This window comes from Nonomuraea ceibae, from assembly GCF_019396325.1.
GTDB lineage: Bacteria > Actinomycetota > Actinomycetes > Streptosporangiales > Streptosporangiaceae > Nonomuraea > Nonomuraea ceibae.
On sequence record NZ_JAHKRO010000170.1, the window covers coordinates 1 to 16,216 of the forward strand.

The window sequence follows — 16,216 nt, forward strand, 5'->3', positions numbered from 1 at the left end:
CTCCCCCTGGCGGCGCCCGCCGTCGTCGCGCTGACCGGTCTCGGCGCGGCCCCGGCGGGCGCGCAGTCCGCCGACCGCGTGCAGAAGAGCCTGGACGCGCTGACCGACGACGGGTTCCCCGGCGCGCTCGCGTCGGTGCGGGACCGCGACGGGCGCACCCGCGACTACACGGCCGGGGTGGGCGACCTGAAGACCGGCGCGGCGGTGCCTGCCGACGGCCAGGTGCGCATCGCCAGCAACACCAAGATGTTCACCGCCGTGGTCGTGCTGCAGCTCGTCGGCGAGGGCCGGATCGAGCTGGACGCGCCCATCGAGAAGTACGTGCCCAAGCTCGTCCGGGGCAGGGGCGTGGACGGGCGGAAGATCACGGTACGCGAGCTGCTCCAGCACACCAGCGGCCTGGCCGACTACGACGACCTGCTGATCAAGGACTACTTCGCGATCCAGCACACGCACTACGAGCCCCGTGACCTGCTCGACGCCGCGCTGACCGGCAAGACGGCCAAGGGCTGGAGCTACAGCAACACCAACTACGTGCTGGCCGGGCTCATCGTGCAGAAGGTCACCGGGCGGCCGATCGGCGAGGAGATCACCCGGCGCGTCATCAAGCCGCTCGGCCTGCGCAAGACGTACTGGCCCGGCGTCGGCGAGCAGCGCATCCGCGGGCCGCACCCCAAGGGCTACTTCGCCGCGAAGCCGGGCGACCCGTACGCCGACGTGAGCGTCATGGACCCGTCGATGGCCTGGGCCGCCGGGCAGCTCGTCGGCAGCCCGGGTGACCTCAACCGCTTCATGCTCGGGCTCATGGACGGCAGGCTGCTCAAGCCAGCGCAGCTCAAGGAAATGAAGAAGACGGTGGCCGCGCCCGACTTCGACACCGCCGGCGGGGCCCGTTACGGGCTCGGCCTCGCCACCTTCAAGCTGAGCTGCGGCGGCTTCGCCTGGTCGCACGGCGGTTCGGCGCCCGGATACGCGACGAGCAATGGCGTGACCGAGGACGGCAGGGCGGCCACGGTCGCCGTCACCGCGCTGCCCGCCTCGATGCCCGCGCTCAAGCGCCTCGAAGCCGCGCTCGACACCGCGCTCTGCTCGGCTCAGGCCGGGCGGACGCGGTAGAGGGCCGCGAACAGGGTGGCGAACAGGGCGGCCAGCCCGGAGAGCGTGAAGCTTCAGCCGGGACCGCCCGCTGACAGCACCGCCGCCCCGACCGCCCCGGCGTGCTCGACGGCCATCGTGCCCAGCGCCGCCGAGGAAGCCCACGAGTTTCTATATATGTATAGAAAGTAGCATGGCGGCATGCGTACCGGACGGCCGCCGAAGATCTCCAGGGCCGACATCGTGGCCGCCGCCCACCGGGTCATCGAGGAGGACGGCGTCGAGAGCCTGACCATGCGCCGCCTGGCCCGCGAGGTAGGCAGCACCGCGATGGCCCTCTACCACCACGTGCGCGACAAGGAGGAGCTGCTCCTGCTGCTGCTCGACGACTACGCGGCGAGCCGGCCCAGGCCCGCGGAGCTGCCGGAGGAGCCGCGCGAGCGCGTGGTGGCCGTGGCGACGGCGATGCGCGAGGCGCTGTCCGGCTGCCCGTGGATCGTGGACGTGCTGCGGGCCGACGACCTGCTGTCCGTGGGCGCGCTGTGGTATCCGGAGCGGATCATCGACGCCGCCGTGGAAGCCGGGCTGACGACGGAGTCGGCCGTGGAGGCGTACCGGATCATCTGGCACTACACGGCGGGGGAGCTCGGCGGGCGGGCGGCGGCGGGCAGGCGGCGCGCCCAGGGCGGGAGCACCTACCGGGAGCGGGTGTTCGCCGAGCTGGACGCGGAGGAGTTCCCCCGGCTCGCGGAGGTGGGGCGGCGCTGGGAGGAGCTGACGGCGAAGGACACCTACGACCGGGGGCTGCGCGCGCTCGTCGGCGGGCTGCTGCCGTAGCTACGCGACGTCGCGCCGCAGCGGCGCGGCGACCGCGATGGCGATCGCGACCAGGGCGTAGCCGACCAGCACGGCGGCGCCCGCCGGCGCGGACAGCAGCGCGGTGGCGGAGCCGCCCGTCTGGTCGGCGACCGCGTCGGCCAGGTAGGTGAAGCCGGTCAGCGCGGAGGTGGCCCCGCCCGGCAGCCACGGATAGATCAGCTTGACGCCCGGGATGAGCATCAGCGTCGTCTCGATCATGTAGAAGTACGCGCCCACGACGGCCAGCGCGGCCACCTGGTTGCGCAGCAGCGCGCCCACGGCGACGCCGAGCAGCGTGTAGACGGCCATGGTCAGCGCGATGCGGCCCAGCAGGGCGAGCACCGTCGAGACGGGCAGGCCGAGCGTGACGCCCTTGAGCGCCGCCGCGCCGAACAGCGCGCCGCCCGCGACCGCCGAGGCGGCGACGCCGTAGACCAGCCCCGCGCCGGTGTAGACGGCCAGCTTGGCGGCGAGCCAGGTCCACCGCCGGGGCGCGAACAGCGTCGAGGTGGTGATCGTGCGGTGCCGGTGCTCGGCGGCCACGGCCACGGTGCCGAGCAGCGCCGGGGCGAACACGGTGAAGCCGAGCAGGCCGAGCAGCACGCGGGTGCCCTGCTCGGTGTCGAGGCCGGGCATCGGCGGGTTGAAGTTCTCCGGGCCGACCAGCGCGAGCAGGCCGACCAGCCCGCCGCTGGCCAGCGCGGCCAGCAGCCCCCACAGCCAGAGCCTGGTGGCGGCCAGGCGGGTCCATTCGGCCGACAGCAGCGCGGTCATCGGGAGCCTCCGGTGAGGTGCAGGAACGCCTGTTCGAGGGTGGGGCGTTCGGATGTGATCTCGTGCAGCGCGACGCCCAGCGCGGTCGCCGCGGCGGCCACCTCGGCGGCGTCCAGGCCGTGGACGCGCAGCGCGCCGGGCGGTCCGGGCTCCACCAGGACCCCGTCGCGCGCCAGCCCGCGCGCCAGCCGCTCGGCCTCCGGGGAGCGCACCAGCACCGTGGCCGGGCCGTACAGCTCGCCGATGGGCCCGGTGCTGACCAGCCGCCCCTGGCGGATCACCACGGCGTGGTCGGCCAGGTGCTCGACCTCGCCGAGCACGTGGCTGGAGACCAGCACGGTGCGGCCCTCGGCGGCCAGCTCGCGCAGAAACCGGCGCAGCCAGGCGGTGCCCTCGGGGTCGAGGCCGTTGCCCGGCTCGTCGAGCAGCAGCACCCGGGGGTCGCCTAGCAGCGCGGTGGCCAGGTTGAGTCGCTGGCGCATGCCGGTCGACAGGGCGCGGGTGAGGCGGCCGGCGAACGCCGACACCCCGGTCAGCTCCGCGACCCGGTCGGCCCGCGCCGTGCCGTACCGGCCCATGCGGGCGTAGACCCGCAGGTGGTCGCGGGCGGTGTGCGCCGGGTGGAAGCCGGCGCCGTCGAGCGCGGCGCCGACGGTCGCGGACGGCGCGGGCAGGTCGGCGTAGCGCCTGCCGCCGAACAGGGCGGTGCCGGCGGTCGGCGTGACCAGGCCGAGCATCATCCGCATGGTGGTGGTCTTGCCGGCGCCGTTGGGCCCGAGGAAGGCGGTGACGGCGCCGGGCGGCACGTCGAAGCTCAGGTCGCTGACGGCGGTCACCGTCCCGTACGTCTTGGTCAGGCCGCGGACCTCGATGTTCACGCCGTCACCGCCGTCAGGCGCAGCAGCAGGTCGTCGGCGTCCGGCAGGCTGAGGATCAGCTCGTCGTGGCCGGCCACCCGGCCCGTGAGGGCGATGCGCAGCCCGGGGACGTCGTGGCGGGCCGCGACCAGGCGCTTGACGCCGTCGGACGACGTCCACGTGCCGATCTTGACGAAGCCGCTGACGAGCAGGCCGAAGTGCGTGCCCCGGGCGGCCGCGAGCGGCCGGTCGAGGCGGTGCGCCCCGGTGATGGCCGCCAGCGGGACGCTGACGACGGCGGTCCTGGTGAACAGCCGTGCCCAGGGGCTGAAGCGCACGACCAGCGTGTCCTCGTGAAGGTGGGCCTGGATCATGATCTGTCCTCCTCGCTCTATCTGTTCTATTAGTTGTATATCAGATAGAGTGTGGGTGTGCACCTGATCCTCGACCTCGACAGCGAGGTCCCGATCTACCAGCAGATCCGGGACCGGATCGTGGAGGCCATCGCCGGCCGGGAAGCCAAGGAGGGCGACCCGCTGCCCTCCACGCGCCAGCTCGCCGCCGACTTCGGCATCAACTTCCACACCGTGAACAAGGCGTACGACCTGCTGCGACAGCAGGGCGTGATCCGGATCAACCGCAAGAGCGGCGCCGTCGTGCGCCGCGACCCCGACAGCGGGCCGCCCGAGGCCCCCTTCACCGACGAATGGGAGGAACGCATGCGTGTGCTGCTGGCCGAGGCCACGGTCCACGGCCTCGACCGGGAGGACGTGCTGCGCCGGTGCGCGGCATTGCTCGACGGCTTCGGAGGCGCGCCATGATCGCGCTCGCCGGGCTCGTCCTGATCACCTGCCTGACCCTGGCGCTCCCGGCGCTCCCCAGGCCCACGCTGCCGTTCGGCGTGCGGGTGCCCGTGGAGCGGGCGGGCGATCCCGTCGTCGTCACCGAGCGCCGCCGCTACACCCGCGCGGTCGTGGCGGTGTCGCTGCTCGCCGTCCCGGTCCTGTTCCTGACGGGATGGGCGGAGGCGGTCTGCACGGCGGTGGCCGTCGTCCACCTGCTGCTGTTCGGGCTGGCCCACCACCGGATCCGGGCCGCCGCGCAGGCCGGGGCGTGGGCGGCCGGGCGGCGCGCGGGCCTGACCGTGGACACCACGTTCCGCACCGACCCGGTCCGCGTGCCCTGGCTGTGGGGCCTGCCCGCCGTGGCCGTCGTGCTGCTCACCGCCGCCGTCGGCTGGATCGGCGGGGCCGCGGCCTTGGAGCCGGTGCTCCACCAGCTCGCGGTCACGCTCCTCGTGCCGCTGGTGACGATCGTCGTGCTGCGGGCCCGGCCCGACCTCGACGCCGCCAGGCCCCGGGGCTCGGCCCGCCGCTACCGCGTCTACCTGCGCGGCGTCGCCACCATGACGCTGCTGTCGGCCGCCTGTCTCAACCTGACGCTGTTCGCCGGGGCGCTGCGCCTGTGGGGGTTCGTCCCCGGCACGCCCGTCTGGCAGGTGGCCACGTACCTGCCGCTCGCCGCGTTGCTGGCCGGGTGGGTGATCTGGGAGACGCGGGTCGGTCAGGCCGGGCACCGCCTGCCCGCGCTGCCCGGCGAGGAGCAGGAGGACTCCGGGCTCGGGCAGCGCGACGACAACCGCCACTGGCACCTGGCCGGCACCGTCTACGCCAACCGCCGCGACCCCGCCCTGCTCGTGCACGCCCGCGTCAGCTCGTCCTCCTGGACGCTCAACCTGGGGCACCCGGTGGCCTGGGTGCTGCTCGGCGTGCTGGCCGCCGTCCTCGTCGTGGGCGGCGTGCTCGCGCTGTCGGGCGTCATCGACCTGCCCGAGAAGCGCGGCTTCCTGTAGTGCTCAGGGCACCAGGACCAGCCTGCCGCGCAGGCCGCCGCGGTCCAGACGGGCGTGCGCGTCCCGGACCCGCGCCAGCGGGTACGTCGCGGCCACCCGCAGCCGCAGGCGGCCATCGTCGGCCAGCCTGACGAGCTCCGCCAGGCGTGCGCCGTCGGGGCGCACCTCGATCGCGCCGGTCCGGATCCCGCGCACCTCGCCGGGCTGCGCCCCGGGAATCACCCCGGTGTACGCGCCCCCGTCCCGGACGAAGGCCAGCGCGGGCGCCCCGATCACCGCGGCGTCCACCACCCCGTCGAACGACGCGGCCGGGTCGTCCGTCGCGGAGCGGGGCAGGAAGTCGTCGGCGCCGAACGAGCGCACCAGGTCTTCGTCGGCAGGGGAGGCCATCGCGGTGACCCGGTGCCCGGCGAGCCGGGCCAGCGCCACGGCGTATCCGCCCAGGCCGCCGGCCGCGCCGGTGACGAGCACGGAGGCCCCAGGTTCGAGCGCCAGCAGGTCCACGGCCTGGGCCGCGGCCAGCGCGTTGAGCGGCAGCGTCGCGGCGTGCGCGCTGTCTGCCGACCGGGGCGCGGCGGCCACCGCGTCCGCGTCCAGCACCACGTACTCGGCGTGCGAGCCGAGCGGCTTGACCGGCCCGTAGACGAGGCCCACGACCGCGTCGCCGACGGCGGGCCCGGTGACTCCCGTGCCCACCGCGTCGACCGTCCCGGCCAGGTCCCAGCCGAGCCCGACCGGCCCCGCGTCGCCGAAGGCGCCGGCGCGCACCCCGGCGTCGACCGGGTTCAGCGCGGCGGCGGCGACTTTGACGCGGACCTGGCCGGGGCCGGGCTCGGGCACCGGCACCTCGACGATCTCCACGGCTTCCGGGCCGCCGAAGGACTTCACGATTGCCGCACGCATGGGTTGCTCCCCTGTTCGCAGTGACGGTCTGTCCGCCTGCTGCGAACGTAGGGGGTGTTACTCTCTTTCGGAAAGTACGCACCCGCAAGTGCGTACGGGACCCGGAGGTGCGCCATGGCAACCCGGACGGCCGCCGAACGCCGCGCCGACGAGCGTGTCGCGTACGACGCCTACCTCAAGGACTGCCCGACCAGCCAGCTGCTCGACCGCATCAGCGACAAGTGGGTGAGCCTGATCCTCAGCGCGCTGCGCGAGCAGGGCACGATGCGCTACAGCGACCTGGGCCGCAAGATCCCCGGCGTGAGCCAGAAGATGCTCACCCAGACGCTGCGCTCCCTGGAGCGTGACGGCCTGGTCGCGCGCACGGTGACCCCGGCGGTCCCGGTACGCGTGGACTACCGGCTCACCGAGCTCGGGGCCAGCCTGAGCGGCTTGATCGTCGCGGTGAAAGAATGGGCCGAAACCCATATCGACCAGGTCAGAGCGGCTCGCGAACAGTACGACGCGGAGGAGTAGGCCATGCGCGCTGTGGTGATGGACCGGCTGGGCGGGCCGGAGGTGCTGCGCGTCCGCGAGGTCCCCGACCCGGTGCCGGGGCCCGGCCAGGTGCTGGTGGCCGTCGCGTACGCGAGCATCACGTTCGTCGAGACGCAGGTGCGGGCGGGCACCGGGCCCGCGGCCGGGTCGGCGCCCGAGCTGCCGCGCGTCCCCGGCAACGGCGTGGGCGGGCGGGTGCTGTCCGTCGGCCCGCAGGCCGACCCCGCGCTGGCCGGCACGACCGTGGTGACCACGACGGGCGGCACCGGCGGCTACGCGGAGCTCGCCGTGGCCCGCGCCGACGACCTCACCCAGGTCCCGGCGGGCGTGTCGCTGCGTGACGCGGTGGCGCTGCTGGCCGACGGCAGGACGGCGGTGCTCGTCCACCGGCAGGCCGAGGTGCGGCCGGGCGAATGGGTGCTGGTCGAGGCGGCCGGCGGCGGCGTCGGCAGCCTGCTGGTTCAGCTTGCGGCGGCCGCCGGGGCCAAGGTGATCGGCGCGGCCCGGGGGCCGGGCAAGGCCGGGCTGGTGACCTCGCTGGGCGCGCACGCCTACGTGGACTACTCCGAGCCGGGCTGGGAGCGCGCCGTCGCCGAGCGGTCCGGCGGCGGCGTCGACGTGGTCTTCGACGGGGTCGGCGGCGAGACCGGCACGCGGGGCATGCAGGCCGTGCGGCCCGGTGGCCGGGCCTGCCTGTACGGCATGGCGTCAGGCTCCTGGACCGAGCCGGCCGCCCACGTGACCGTCGTCCCGCGCAGTGTGCCCACCCCGGCCGAGATCCGCGCTCTCGCCGAGGAGGCGCTGGCCCACGCCGCGGCCGGGCGGCTGCGCCCGGTCATCGGCCAGACCTACCCGCTGGACGGGGCCGCCGAGGCGCACCGGGCGATCGAGGCCCGCGCCACGACCGGCAAGACCCTGCTGACCGTGGCTTAGAGCCGTTAAGGAAACATAGATGCCATAGACTGAGGCGGCTCCCCTGAGGAAGGTGACGATGTCCACACCCACCACCAGCCGGCGGGAGAGGCTGCGCCAGGCCACCCTCGACGAGATCCACGAGGCCGCGCGCAAACTGCTGGTCGAGCAGGGCACGGCCGCGGTGACCATCAACGCGGTGGCCCGCGAGATCGGCATGAGCGGCCCCGCCCTCTACCACTACTACGCCAGCCACGACGAGCTGGTCGGCGCGGTGACCGCGGGCTTCTTCCGCGAGCTGGCCGCCGCGATGGAGCAGGCCCGCGACGCCCACGCGGGCGAGCCGGTCGCCGTCCGCCTGATCGCCGCCTGCCGCGCCATGCGCGCCTGGGCGGTCGGCCACCCCGCCGAGTTCGGCTGGATCTTCGCCAGCCCGATCGCCCCGCCCAACCTGCGCCGCGACTCCGTCCGCCACCAGGCCGCGACCCGCTTCGAGCAGGTCCTGCTCGACCTGACCGTCGAGCTGTGGCGGACGCGCCCGTTCCCGGTGCCCGCCGACCTGCCCGGCTCGCTGCGCGACCAGCTCACCGCCTTCTCCGAAGGCATCGGCGGCGCGCTCCCGCCGGAGGCCGTCCACGTCTTCCTGTCGTGCTGGATCAGGCTGTACGGGCTGCTGTGCATGGAAGTCCTGCACCAGCTCGACTTCGCCTACACCGACCTGGAGCCCGTCTTCGAGGAGTGCCTGCGCGACCTGGCGGGCATGCTCGCCCTCGACTACCCGGGCGGCTGAAAATTTTCCCGGCCCACCTGTCCGGAAGCGGCGCCCCCGTTCGTCACCCTGGTGAACGCACGACCGAAGGAGCGCACGATGAAGTACATGATGTTCGTCTGCAGTGACGCCGAGCCCGACACCGACCGGTCCGACTGGCCCGACATCGACGTCTGGGTGGCGGAGAACGACGCCCGCGGCAGGCGCGTACGGGGTGCGGTGCTGGCCCCGGAGAGCGCGGCGACCACCGTCCGGGTCCGCGCCGGCGAGCTCATCCTCAGCGACGGCCCGTTCGCCGAGACCAAAGAGGTGATCGTGGGCTTCGACCTGCTCGAATGCGCCGACCTGGACGAGGCGATCGAGGTCGCCCGCACGCACCCGATGGCCCGCGCCGGACGGCTGGAGCTGCGGCCGTTCGCCGAATTCGAGCAGTGACGGGCCGCCTGGATCGCCTTGAGGAGGTGGCCGCCGACGCCTACGGGCGCATCGTCGCCACGCTGATCCGCGTCACCGGCGACTGGACCCTGGCCGAGGACTGCGCCCAGGAAGCGCTGGCCCAGGCCGTGCAGCGGTGGCCACAGGAGGGCACACCCGACAATCCCGGCGGCTGGCTCATGACGGTGGCGCGCAACCGCGCGATCGACGCGCTGCGCCGCGCCACCGTCGAACGCCGCAAGCTGGCGGAGCTGGCCGCGCTCACACCGGACGGGACCGGCCCCGGCGACCGCGGGAAGGAGGAGGAGGTCGTGGACGACCGGCTGAGGCTCGTCTTCACATGCTGCCATCCGGCCCTGGCCCTGGAGTCGCGCGTGGCGCTGACGCTGCGGACCGTCTGCGCGGTGCCGACCGCGGACCTCGCGCGGGCCTTCCTGGTCACGGAATCGGCGATGACCCGCCGCCTGACCAGGGCCAAGACGAAGATCGCCGACGCGGGCATCCCGTACCGGGTGCCGAGCGGCCCGGCGCTGGACGAACGGCTGTCCGGCGTCCTGGCCGTGCTCTACCTGCTGTTCACGCAGGGCTACAACGCCGACGGCGACCCCGCGTTCGCCGACGAGGCGATCCGGCTCGCGCGGCTGCTGCGCCGGCTCATGCCGGGGCGGCGCGAGGTGCCGGCGCTGCTGGCGCTCTTCCTCCTGCAACACTCCCGGCGCGCCGCCCGCCGCGACGCCGAGGGCCGCCTCGTCCCCCTGGAACGGCAGGATCGGACCCGCTGGGACCGGGCCGCGATCGCCGAGGGCCTGGCCGCGCTGGCCGACGCCGACCAGGACGGCCCGTACGGGTTGCAGGCGCGCGTCGCCGCCTGCCACGCCACCGCGCCGACGGCGTCCGCCACGGACTGGGCGGAGATCGCCCGCTGCTACGACGCGCTGTCCCGGCTGCGCTCCACGCCCGTGGTCGAGCTCAACCGCGCCGTCGCGCACGGCTACGCGCACGGACCGCAGGCCGGGCTCGCGCTGCTGGCCCTCGCCCGGGAGGGCGGCGCGCTCGACGACCACCCGCTCGCGCTCGCCGCGGAGGCCGACCTCACCGCCCGGAGCGGCGACCACGCCCGCGCAGCCGACCTGTTCCGCCGGGCGGCGGCCGTCGCCCACAGCGACCCGGAACGCCGCGCCCTCCTCGACCGCGCCGCCGAACACTCCCTCTGACCGGCGGGTCATTCCCGGGGGCGGAGTCGGTGGCGCCGCGCCCTTCTCGACCGCGCCGCCGGGCACTCCTCCTGACCGGCGGGGTCATTCCCGGGGGCGGTGGTCAGAGGCCGTCGAAGGGGTGGTGGAGGGGGAGTTTGCGCAGGGCGCGGGAGATCTGGAGCGCCGCGGGCCGGAGCGCGTCGAGCAGGCCGTCGGGCTCGCGCGACCGCACCTCCACGAGCACCGAGACGGCGGCCACGACCACGCTTTCCGTGCCGTACTCGAAAACGGGGAACGCGTAGGAGTCGACGCCCAATTGGCGCTCCTGGTAACAGGTGGCGTAACCGCGTTCGCGAATGCCGGCCAAATCCTCTCGCAAACGCTGCGGAGAGGTGATCGTGTGGCAGGTGTAAGCGGTCAAGTTCCGGCTGAGAATTCTTTTCCGCACGTCCGCCGGTGAATAGGCGAGAATGGCTTTCCCGACGCCGGTGGCGTGCAGCGGGAGGCGTCCGCCCACGCGGCCGACCGGTTTGACGGGAAGGCTCTTGGAAAGCCTTTCCACCAGCAGCGCCTCGTCACCGGCGGGCATCGCGAGCAGCACGTGTCCCCGGGTGATGTGATAAAGGTTCTGCAGGAACGGCATGGCGACCTCGCGCATGATGGAGGCGCGCGGGCAACGGGTGCCGATCTCCCACATGAGTTTGCTCAGCGAATATCGCCCCGACGGCGACTGGACGAGCGCGCCGTGGGCCACGAGGTCCTGCAGCCAGCGATGGGCGGTGCTCGACGTCATGTTCGTGCGGTCGCAGACTTCTCTCAGCGTCAGTTCGAGCTGGTCGCCGGTGAAGGCCCGGAAGATTGACATGGCCTTGCCCGCGGCCGACGTCCGGGGGCCCTTGCCGTTCCCCGTCATTGAGTCTCCACTCAGTCCCGATTCGCGTCCTGATCCGCATCGTCCCAGGTGGGCCAGTGCGTTTCCCGCTGGGCGGGATCGTACTTCATGTGCGGCTCGCGTATCACGCATAGTGTTCCACACGTATACGTGAAGTTGCTTTTCACCCGATCGGGCCATATGCCCTATTTGGGAATTATCTGGCGGGAGGTTCCGGATGGGGGAATGGGCGGATCCGCCTGCCAAGCCGATCCGTTACGGGTTCTTACTCCGGTTGTGGGACGCCTATCAGGGATTCCGGGACGGGCGTCGCCGCATTCCGGCTATCGGTGAAGCCGAAAAGGCCGTCGTGGTCACGCCGAAAATCGAATACCTGCGCCATCTCGCCCGCGACCAGATCGACCACGAGCGCGGCGCCTGGCTCGCCCGCTCCGGCGCCCTGCGCGCGAGGCTGGCCGAGGCCCGCGAACGGCGGCAGGCGGCCGAGCACACGGCCCGCGTCGCCCGGCTGGCCTGGGTGGAGGCCCGCACCTGGGTCCCGGACCCGGACGAGCGGCGGCTCGCGGAGACCATCAGGGACGGGCGGCCCGGCTCCCTGGTACGGGCGCGGCGGCAGGCCGACCACGCCAGGAGGTGCGCCGCCGCCGAGACCGTCTGGGCGGCGGCCGAGAGCCGGCTCGCCGCGGCGGTCCGCGAGGTGGAGGCGGTCACGCAGGAGCTCGCCCGTGCGGAGGCGGGCAACCGGGCGCGGGTCCGGCGCATTCACGAGTTCACCAGCCGGCGCGTGGCGGCGTACCTGCAACAGCTCGTCCGCACGCACCCGCGCGGCCCCGAGCTGAACGCGCGCCTGGACCTGCTCGCCCCCGAACTGCCCGCCTGGGCCGAGGAGGACCGCCCCGAGCCGCAGGCGCACGACCACCCGCAGACGGACGCGCACGAGCGCCGCCCGTGGGTGAACGGACATGTACGCACACGAGGAGGAGAGGTCCCGGATGGCACGATGGCGCCCTAGGCGCGCGGGCGCGCCCGAACCCGGCCCGTTCGTCCCCCCGGACGTCGACGAGGAGGCCGCGCGCGCCGAGATCACGTTCCTGGTGGAGGGGCTGGCCCCCGGCGGGGTGGACGAGGCCACAGGGCATTCGCTCGACAACCTGGTCAACGCCATGTCGGCGCGCTGGGAGCAGGAGGTCCAGGCCGAGTACGCGGCCTACTGCGCGGAGGCGACCACCCGGCTGGGCGTGGCCGACGCGGCGGTGGCCGGGAGCCGGCCCGCCGAGGAGGACGCCCGTGAGCGGCTGGCGGACTCCCGCGCGGCCCTGGACGCGGCCCGGTCGCGGCTGTCCCCCGGCGGGGAGGCTGGTTGGGGCGCCCGGGGCCACGCGGACCCGGCGCTGATGGCGGGCCGGCCGCTGGGGCCGCTGCTGCTGCACGCGGCGGCGCTCGCGGCGGCGGTGGCGGCCGACTGGGCGGCGTTCCTGGAGGTGGTGAAGCTGCTCATGCGCGGTGAGGGCGACGTCGTCACCTCGGCGGTCGTGGTCGGATTCACCGCGATCGTGATCTATCTGGCGCATGCCGCCGGGTGCATGTTCCGCGACATCCGGGCCGGTTCGGCGGGGGTGAGCCTGCCGCTGGCCGTGCTCTGCGTCCTGGGGTGGGCCGCGTTCGGGGCCGCCGCCTTCCTGGCCCGGCTCACGATCACCGCGCGACGCCCGGCGTTCGGCGCCGAGGCCCCGCCGGACGACGGCGGCGCGCTGATGCCCGCGCTGTTCTTCCTCGCGTTCTTCGTCGGCACCGGCATCGTCGCGGCCGTCGGCGCGTATCTCACGCACAACCCGCTCCGGTCGGCGTACGGCAGGGCGGCGCGCGTACACCGGCAGGCGCTCGGGGCGGCCGCGACGGCGGCCCGCGAGCTCGCGCTGGCCGAGGCGGCCCGTTCCGCGCACGCCAACCAGCTCATGGCCGCGCGGCAGCGGCTGCTGCACGCGCTCCAGGTCCGCCTGGCCCTCGCCGAGCGGCTCAAGCAGCTGGCCCGGGTGCTGATCGCGCAGCACGCCCAGGACCCGGCCGTCACCGACGCCATCCTCGAACCCGACCTGCGGCCCTACGCCTGGCAGTAGAGCCCGTTCACGGAAGACACCGATGCCTGCATCCATCACCCGTATCGCCGCCGCCCTGCTCGCCGGCCTCACGCTCACCGCCTGCACGGACAGCCAGGGCAGCCCGGGCAGCGAGGGCAGCCCGGGGAACGCGGCGGCCTCGCTCGGCTGCGAGCTGCCCGGCGGCGGCCCGCTCGCGCTCGCCGTGGGCGCGCACGCGAACGCCCCGGAGCCCGCGATCAGGTCCGAGGTCGTCGACCTGATGCGGCGCACCGCCAAGGCGGGCCACGACATCTCCGTGATCCGCCTCGACGGCACCCCGGAGGTGGTCTTCGACACCGAGTTCGCCAGCGACGCGGGCAACGACGTCGCCCTGGAGGACGACGTCAACGCCTACCTCACCGAGGTCGAGCGGACTCTCGGCGCCGGCGCCCGGGCCAAGGCCCCCGAGGTGGACGTGCTCACCGCGCTCTCGCTCGCGGCGGACGCCACCGGGCCCGGCGGCAGCGTCGTGCTCGTCGACCCGGGGCTGCAGACCGTGGCGCCTCTCGACTTCCGCGAGGTGATCGACGCCGAGCCGGCCCAGGTGGTCGCGTACCTGCGGGACAAGAAGCTCCTGCCGGACCTGACCGGGCGTACGGTGCTGCTGTCCGGGCTCGGCTACACCGCGACGCCCCAGCCCGAGCCGCACCCCGGGCTGCGCCGCAACATCGTGGCCATCTGGCGCGAGATCGCGCGGGCCGGCGGGGCCGCCTGCGTCGCCGTGGACGCCAGGCCGAACCACCACAAGGCCGCCACGGACACCCCCGCCGTCACCGTCGTCGTGCCACCCGCCGTGCCCACCACGTTCACCGCCTGCGGCGAGGCGGAGCTGAGCGAGGGCAACCATGTCGGCTTCGAGCAGGGGACGGCGACCTTCCGGGAGCCCGCCGAGGCCAGGAAGACGCTCGCCAACCTGGCCGCCACCATCGGCAAGGACCGGCTGAAGGTCCGGCTCACCGGCAGCACCTCGGCCGAGGGCGGCAAGGCCGACAACCTCCGCCTCTCGCGCGAGCGTGCGGAAGCGGTCAAGCGCGAGCTCGTCGCGCTCGGCGTCCCCGACGCGGACATCACCACCGAGGGCCGGGGCGAGCAGTTGCGGGGCCGGGCCGACGACCTCGCCCCCGACGGCACACTGCTGCCCGGCCCGGCCGCCCGCAACCGCAAGGTCGTCGTCCGCCTCGCCTGCCCGGCCACATGACGCCGATCCGATACGGCCCGCTCGCCCGCGCGACCGACTGGTACCACGGCTGGCGCGACGGCCGGGCCGAGATCCCCTCACCCGCGGCGGACGGCGAACCGGACCGCCCGGTCACCACCCCGCACCGCGACGCCCTGATCCGGCGGGCGCAGGACGCCTTCGAGCACGAACGGCTCCGCTACGAGGCCGTGCGCGCCGGGATCCTGGCCCGCCGGGCCGTGGCCGCGTCGCTCAAACCGCAGGCCGAGGAGCAGGCGGCACGGGCCGAGGAGCGGCTGGCCGCCGTCTCCGCGCCCCTGCCCGACGAGGAGCGGACCCGCCGCCGCCTAGGCGAGGACGACCGCGACGAGCGCGTCGTCGTCACCCGGCGGCTGCGCGAGCAGGGCAGGCGGGTCCGCGCCGCGCGGGCCGCCGCCCGCGACGCCCGGGCGGAGCTCGCCACGCTCGACGGCCGGATCGACGCCGCCTCCCAGGAGGCCGACGGGCTCCTGCGCGCGGCCTCGGCCCGCGTCCGGCGCGTCCACGAGCACACGCAGCGCAGGCTCGCCGGTTACCGGCGGCGGCTGGCGCGCACCCACCCGTACGGGGCGTGGGTCAACGACGTGCTCAGCTCGCCCGCGCCGGAGATCCCCGGCTGGGCGGTCCTCGGCCCGCCGCCCCCGCCGCCCCCGCGCCGGACGCCGCGCCGGACCTCGGGCCCCCAGCCTGAGGAGGAGCCGCCCGCCGAGGAGCCGCCGCCGTCGATCCCGCTCGGCGACGTCACGGTGTTCGGCTCCGACCCGGCCGCCGACGTCGTCCTCGACGCGGTCTTGGCCGCCCCGCGCCACTTCACGCTGCGCCGCGAGGGGGCGCTGTTCCGGCTGACGGACCACGGGTACGGGCACGGGCCGTTCATCGCCGGGCAGCCGGTCAGGTCGGCGACGCTCGGGCCCGGCGACTGCTTCGACTTCGCCGACCACCGCTACCGCATCAGCGCCGACGGGACCGGCCTGTCGGACCGGCCGCTGGGCGGCTGCGCGCTCGTCGTCTCCGGCGTGTACGCCAAGAGCGGGGCCAAGTCACGCCTGACGAACATGTCGTTCGTGCAGCGGGACGACACCCTGCTCGCCATCCTCGGCCCGTCCGGGGCGGGCAAGAGCTCGCTGTTCGCGGCGCTGCTCGGCGAGCTGGAGACCGAACGGGGCGAGCTGTTCTTCCTCGGCCTCGACCTCAGGACCCATGCCCGGCAGATCCGCGACCAGCTCGGCTTCGTGCCGCAGGAGATCGAGCTCTACCAGACGCTCACCGTACGGCGGCTGCTGGCGTACTCCACCTGGCTGCGCAGCCCGTGGCGCCGGCCCGAGCGCGAGCGGCGCGTCATCGAGGTGTGCGCCAGGCTCGGGCTCGGCGAGCAGATCGACCAGCTCGTCTCCACGCTCTCCGGCGGGCAGCGGCGGCGCGTCTCCATCGCGCTGGAGCTGCTCACCCGGCCGAGGCTGCTCATGCTCGACGAGCCCACCTCCGGGCTCGACCTGGGGATGGACCGCGAGCTGATGACGCTGCTGCGGGACTACGCCGAGGACGGCAACACGGTCATCGTGATCACCCACGCGACCGAGCACCTGGACCGGGCCGGTCAGGTCCTCGTCGTCGTCCGCGACGGGCGGCCGGTCTACTCGGGGCCGCCTGAGCAGGTCAGGCCCGCCCTCGGAGCGGCCGGTTACGCCGACCTGATGAGGTCGCTCGCCGACGACCCGCTGCCCGCCGCCCAGCGCTACGCCACCGGCACGGCGGCCGCCGAGGCGGAAGGGGAGGCGAGCC

18 protein-coding genes are annotated in these 16,216 nt (G+C 74.4%); 13 read left to right on the top strand and 5 right to left on the bottom strand.

Annotated elements, in window-relative coordinates; all coding sequences use genetic code 11:
* Both KME80_RS46705 and KME80_RS46710 read left to right on the top strand, forming a co-directional pair.
* Positions 1-1,116 (top strand): serine hydrolase domain-containing protein (locus KME80_RS46705; protein ID WP_219518393.1); only part of this gene is annotated, 1,116 nt, incomplete at its 5' end.
* 180 nt (positions 1,117-1,296) lie between these two features.
* Positions 1,297-1,932, top strand: a complete 636-nt coding sequence (locus KME80_RS46710) for a TetR/AcrR family transcriptional regulator (RefSeq protein WP_219518394.1) — start codon at positions 1,297-1,299, stop codon at positions 1,930-1,932.
* On the opposite strand, the gene KME80_RS46715 is transcribed toward KME80_RS46710, so the two are convergent.
* Genes KME80_RS46715 through KME80_RS46725 form a run of 3 tightly spaced genes read right to left on the bottom strand, consistent with a single transcriptional unit; the run spans position 1,933 to position 3,958 of the window.
* A complete protein-coding gene (locus KME80_RS46715; protein ID WP_219518397.1) occupies positions 1,933-2,727 on the bottom strand; it encodes an ABC transporter permease in 795 nt (264 codons plus the stop codon).
* The gene (locus KME80_RS46720) at positions 2,724-3,605 is read right to left on the bottom strand and encodes an ABC transporter ATP-binding protein (protein ID WP_308126227.1); all 882 of its coding nucleotides are present in this window, start codon (positions 3,603-3,605) and stop codon (positions 2,724-2,726) included. Before KME80_RS46720 ends, KME80_RS46715 begins: the two co-directional genes overlap by 4 nt.
* Positions 3,602-3,958 (bottom strand): hypothetical protein, encoded by a 357-nt coding sequence (locus tag KME80_RS46725; protein ID WP_219518400.1) that lies wholly within the window; start codon positions 3,956-3,958, stop codon positions 3,602-3,604. The genes KME80_RS46720 and KME80_RS46725 overlap by 4 nt, the downstream gene beginning before the upstream one ends.
* Before the next feature lie 57 nt (positions 3,959-4,015).
* On the opposite strand from KME80_RS46725, the gene KME80_RS46730 reads away from it, so the two are divergent.
* A complete protein-coding gene (locus KME80_RS46730; protein WP_219518402.1) occupies positions 4,016-4,405 on the top strand; it encodes a GntR family transcriptional regulator in 390 nt (129 codons plus the stop codon).
* The gene (locus tag KME80_RS46735; RefSeq protein ID WP_219518405.1) at positions 4,402-5,436 is read left to right on the top strand and encodes a DUF1648 domain-containing protein; all 1,035 of its coding nucleotides are present in this window, start codon (positions 4,402-4,404) and stop codon (positions 5,434-5,436) included. Before KME80_RS46730 ends, KME80_RS46735 begins: the two co-directional genes overlap by 4 nt.
* A 3-nt stretch (positions 5,437-5,439) precedes the next feature.
* On the opposite strand, the gene KME80_RS46740 is transcribed toward KME80_RS46735, so the two are convergent.
* A complete protein-coding gene (locus KME80_RS46740) occupies positions 5,440-6,339 on the bottom strand; it encodes an NADP-dependent oxidoreductase (protein WP_219518408.1) in 900 nt (299 codons plus the stop codon).
* 114 nt (positions 6,340-6,453) lie between these two features.
* Between KME80_RS46740 and KME80_RS46745 the strand changes: the two genes are divergently transcribed.
* From KME80_RS46745 to KME80_RS46765, 5 genes are all read left to right on the top strand, one after another.
* A complete protein-coding gene (locus KME80_RS46745) occupies positions 6,454-6,855 on the top strand; it encodes a winged helix-turn-helix transcriptional regulator (protein ID WP_219518410.1) in 402 nt (133 codons plus the stop codon).
* A 3-nt stretch (positions 6,856-6,858) separates the two neighbouring features.
* Positions 6,859-7,809 carry a zinc-binding dehydrogenase gene (locus tag KME80_RS46750; protein ID WP_219518413.1) on the top strand — a complete coding sequence of 317 codons (951 nt, stop codon included), beginning with the start codon at positions 6,859-6,861 and terminating at the stop codon, positions 7,807-7,809.
* A gap of 58 nt (positions 7,810-7,867) precedes the next feature.
* Positions 7,868-8,578: a TetR/AcrR family transcriptional regulator gene (locus KME80_RS46755; RefSeq protein WP_219518416.1), complete on the top strand. Its 711-nt coding sequence runs from the start codon at positions 7,868-7,870 to the stop codon at positions 8,576-8,578.
* A 78-nt stretch (positions 8,579-8,656) separates the two neighbouring features.
* Positions 8,657-8,992 (top strand): YciI family protein, encoded by a 336-nt coding sequence (locus KME80_RS46760; protein WP_219518419.1) that lies wholly within the window; start codon positions 8,657-8,659, stop codon positions 8,990-8,992.
* A complete protein-coding gene (locus tag KME80_RS46765) occupies positions 8,989-10,206 on the top strand; it encodes an RNA polymerase sigma factor (protein WP_308126228.1) in 1,218 nt (405 codons plus the stop codon). The genes KME80_RS46760 and KME80_RS46765 overlap by 4 nt, the downstream gene beginning before the upstream one ends.
* A 103-nt stretch (positions 10,207-10,309) precedes the next feature.
* On the opposite strand, the gene KME80_RS46770 is transcribed toward KME80_RS46765, so the two are convergent.
* On the bottom strand, positions 10,310-11,101 hold the full coding sequence (locus KME80_RS46770; RefSeq protein ID WP_219518425.1) for an IclR family transcriptional regulator: 792 nt from the start codon (positions 11,099-11,101) through the stop codon (positions 10,310-10,312).
* Positions 11,102-11,429: 328 nt separating this feature from the next.
* On the opposite strand from KME80_RS46770, the gene KME80_RS46775 reads away from it, so the two are divergent.
* The 4 genes from KME80_RS46775 to KME80_RS46790 all read left to right on the top strand — a co-directional run.
* On the top strand, positions 11,430-12,092 hold the full coding sequence (locus KME80_RS46775) for a hypothetical protein (protein ID WP_219518427.1): 663 nt from the start codon (positions 11,430-11,432) through the stop codon (positions 12,090-12,092).
* Positions 12,073-13,197, top strand: a complete 1,125-nt coding sequence (locus tag KME80_RS46780) for a hypothetical protein (protein ID WP_219518429.1) — start codon at positions 12,073-12,075, stop codon at positions 13,195-13,197. Before KME80_RS46775 ends, KME80_RS46780 begins: the two co-directional genes overlap by 20 nt.
* Positions 13,198-13,219: 22 nt before the next feature.
* Positions 13,220-14,416 (top strand): OmpA family protein, encoded by a 1,197-nt coding sequence (locus tag KME80_RS46785; RefSeq protein ID WP_219518431.1) that lies wholly within the window; start codon positions 13,220-13,222, stop codon positions 14,414-14,416.
* Positions 14,413-16,216: ATP-binding cassette domain-containing protein (locus tag KME80_RS46790; protein WP_219518432.1), on the top strand; the 1,804-nt coding region annotated here is incomplete at its 3' end. The genes KME80_RS46785 and KME80_RS46790, both read left to right, overlap by 4 nt.

What these genes read in the sequence shown, in the direction of transcription:
- KME80_RS46780 (WP_219518429.1), top strand. Translation starts at nt 12,073, where the DNA reads ATGGCACGATGGCGCCCTAGGCGCGCGGGCGCGCCCGAACCCGGCCCG.
- KME80_RS46750 (WP_219518413.1), top strand. Translation starts at nt 6,859, where the DNA reads ATGCGCGCTGTGGTGATGGACCGGCTGGGCGGGCCGGAGGTGCTGCGC.
- KME80_RS46755 (WP_219518416.1), top strand. Translation starts at nt 7,868, where the DNA reads ATGTCCACACCCACCACCAGCCGGCGGGAGAGGCTGCGCCAGGCCACC.
- KME80_RS46785 (WP_219518431.1), top strand. Translation starts at nt 13,220, where the DNA reads ATGCCTGCATCCATCACCCGTATCGCCGCCGCCCTGCTCGCCGGCCTC.
- KME80_RS46760 (WP_219518419.1), top strand. Translation starts at nt 8,657, where the DNA reads ATGAAGTACATGATGTTCGTCTGCAGTGACGCCGAGCCCGACACCGAC.
- KME80_RS46770 (WP_219518425.1), bottom strand. Translation starts at nt 11,101, where the DNA reads ATGACGGGGAACGGCAAGGGCCCCCGGACGTCGGCCGCGGGCAAGGCC.
- KME80_RS46710 (WP_219518394.1), top strand. Translation starts at nt 1,297, where the DNA reads ATGCGTACCGGACGGCCGCCGAAGATCTCCAGGGCCGACATCGTGGCC.
- KME80_RS46745 (WP_219518410.1), top strand. Translation starts at nt 6,454, where the DNA reads ATGGCAACCCGGACGGCCGCCGAACGCCGCGCCGACGAGCGTGTCGCG.
- KME80_RS46735 (WP_219518405.1), top strand. Translation starts at nt 4,402, where the DNA reads ATGATCGCGCTCGCCGGGCTCGTCCTGATCACCTGCCTGACCCTGGCG.
- KME80_RS46740 (WP_219518408.1), bottom strand. Translation starts at nt 6,339, where the DNA reads ATGCGTGCGGCAATCGTGAAGTCCTTCGGCGGCCCGGAAGCCGTGGAG.
- KME80_RS46715 (WP_219518397.1), bottom strand. Translation starts at nt 2,727, where the DNA reads ATGACCGCGCTGCTGTCGGCCGAATGGACCCGCCTGGCCGCCACCAGG.
- KME80_RS46725 (WP_219518400.1), bottom strand. Translation starts at nt 3,958, where the DNA reads ATGATCCAGGCCCACCTTCACGAGGACACGCTGGTCGTGCGCTTCAGC.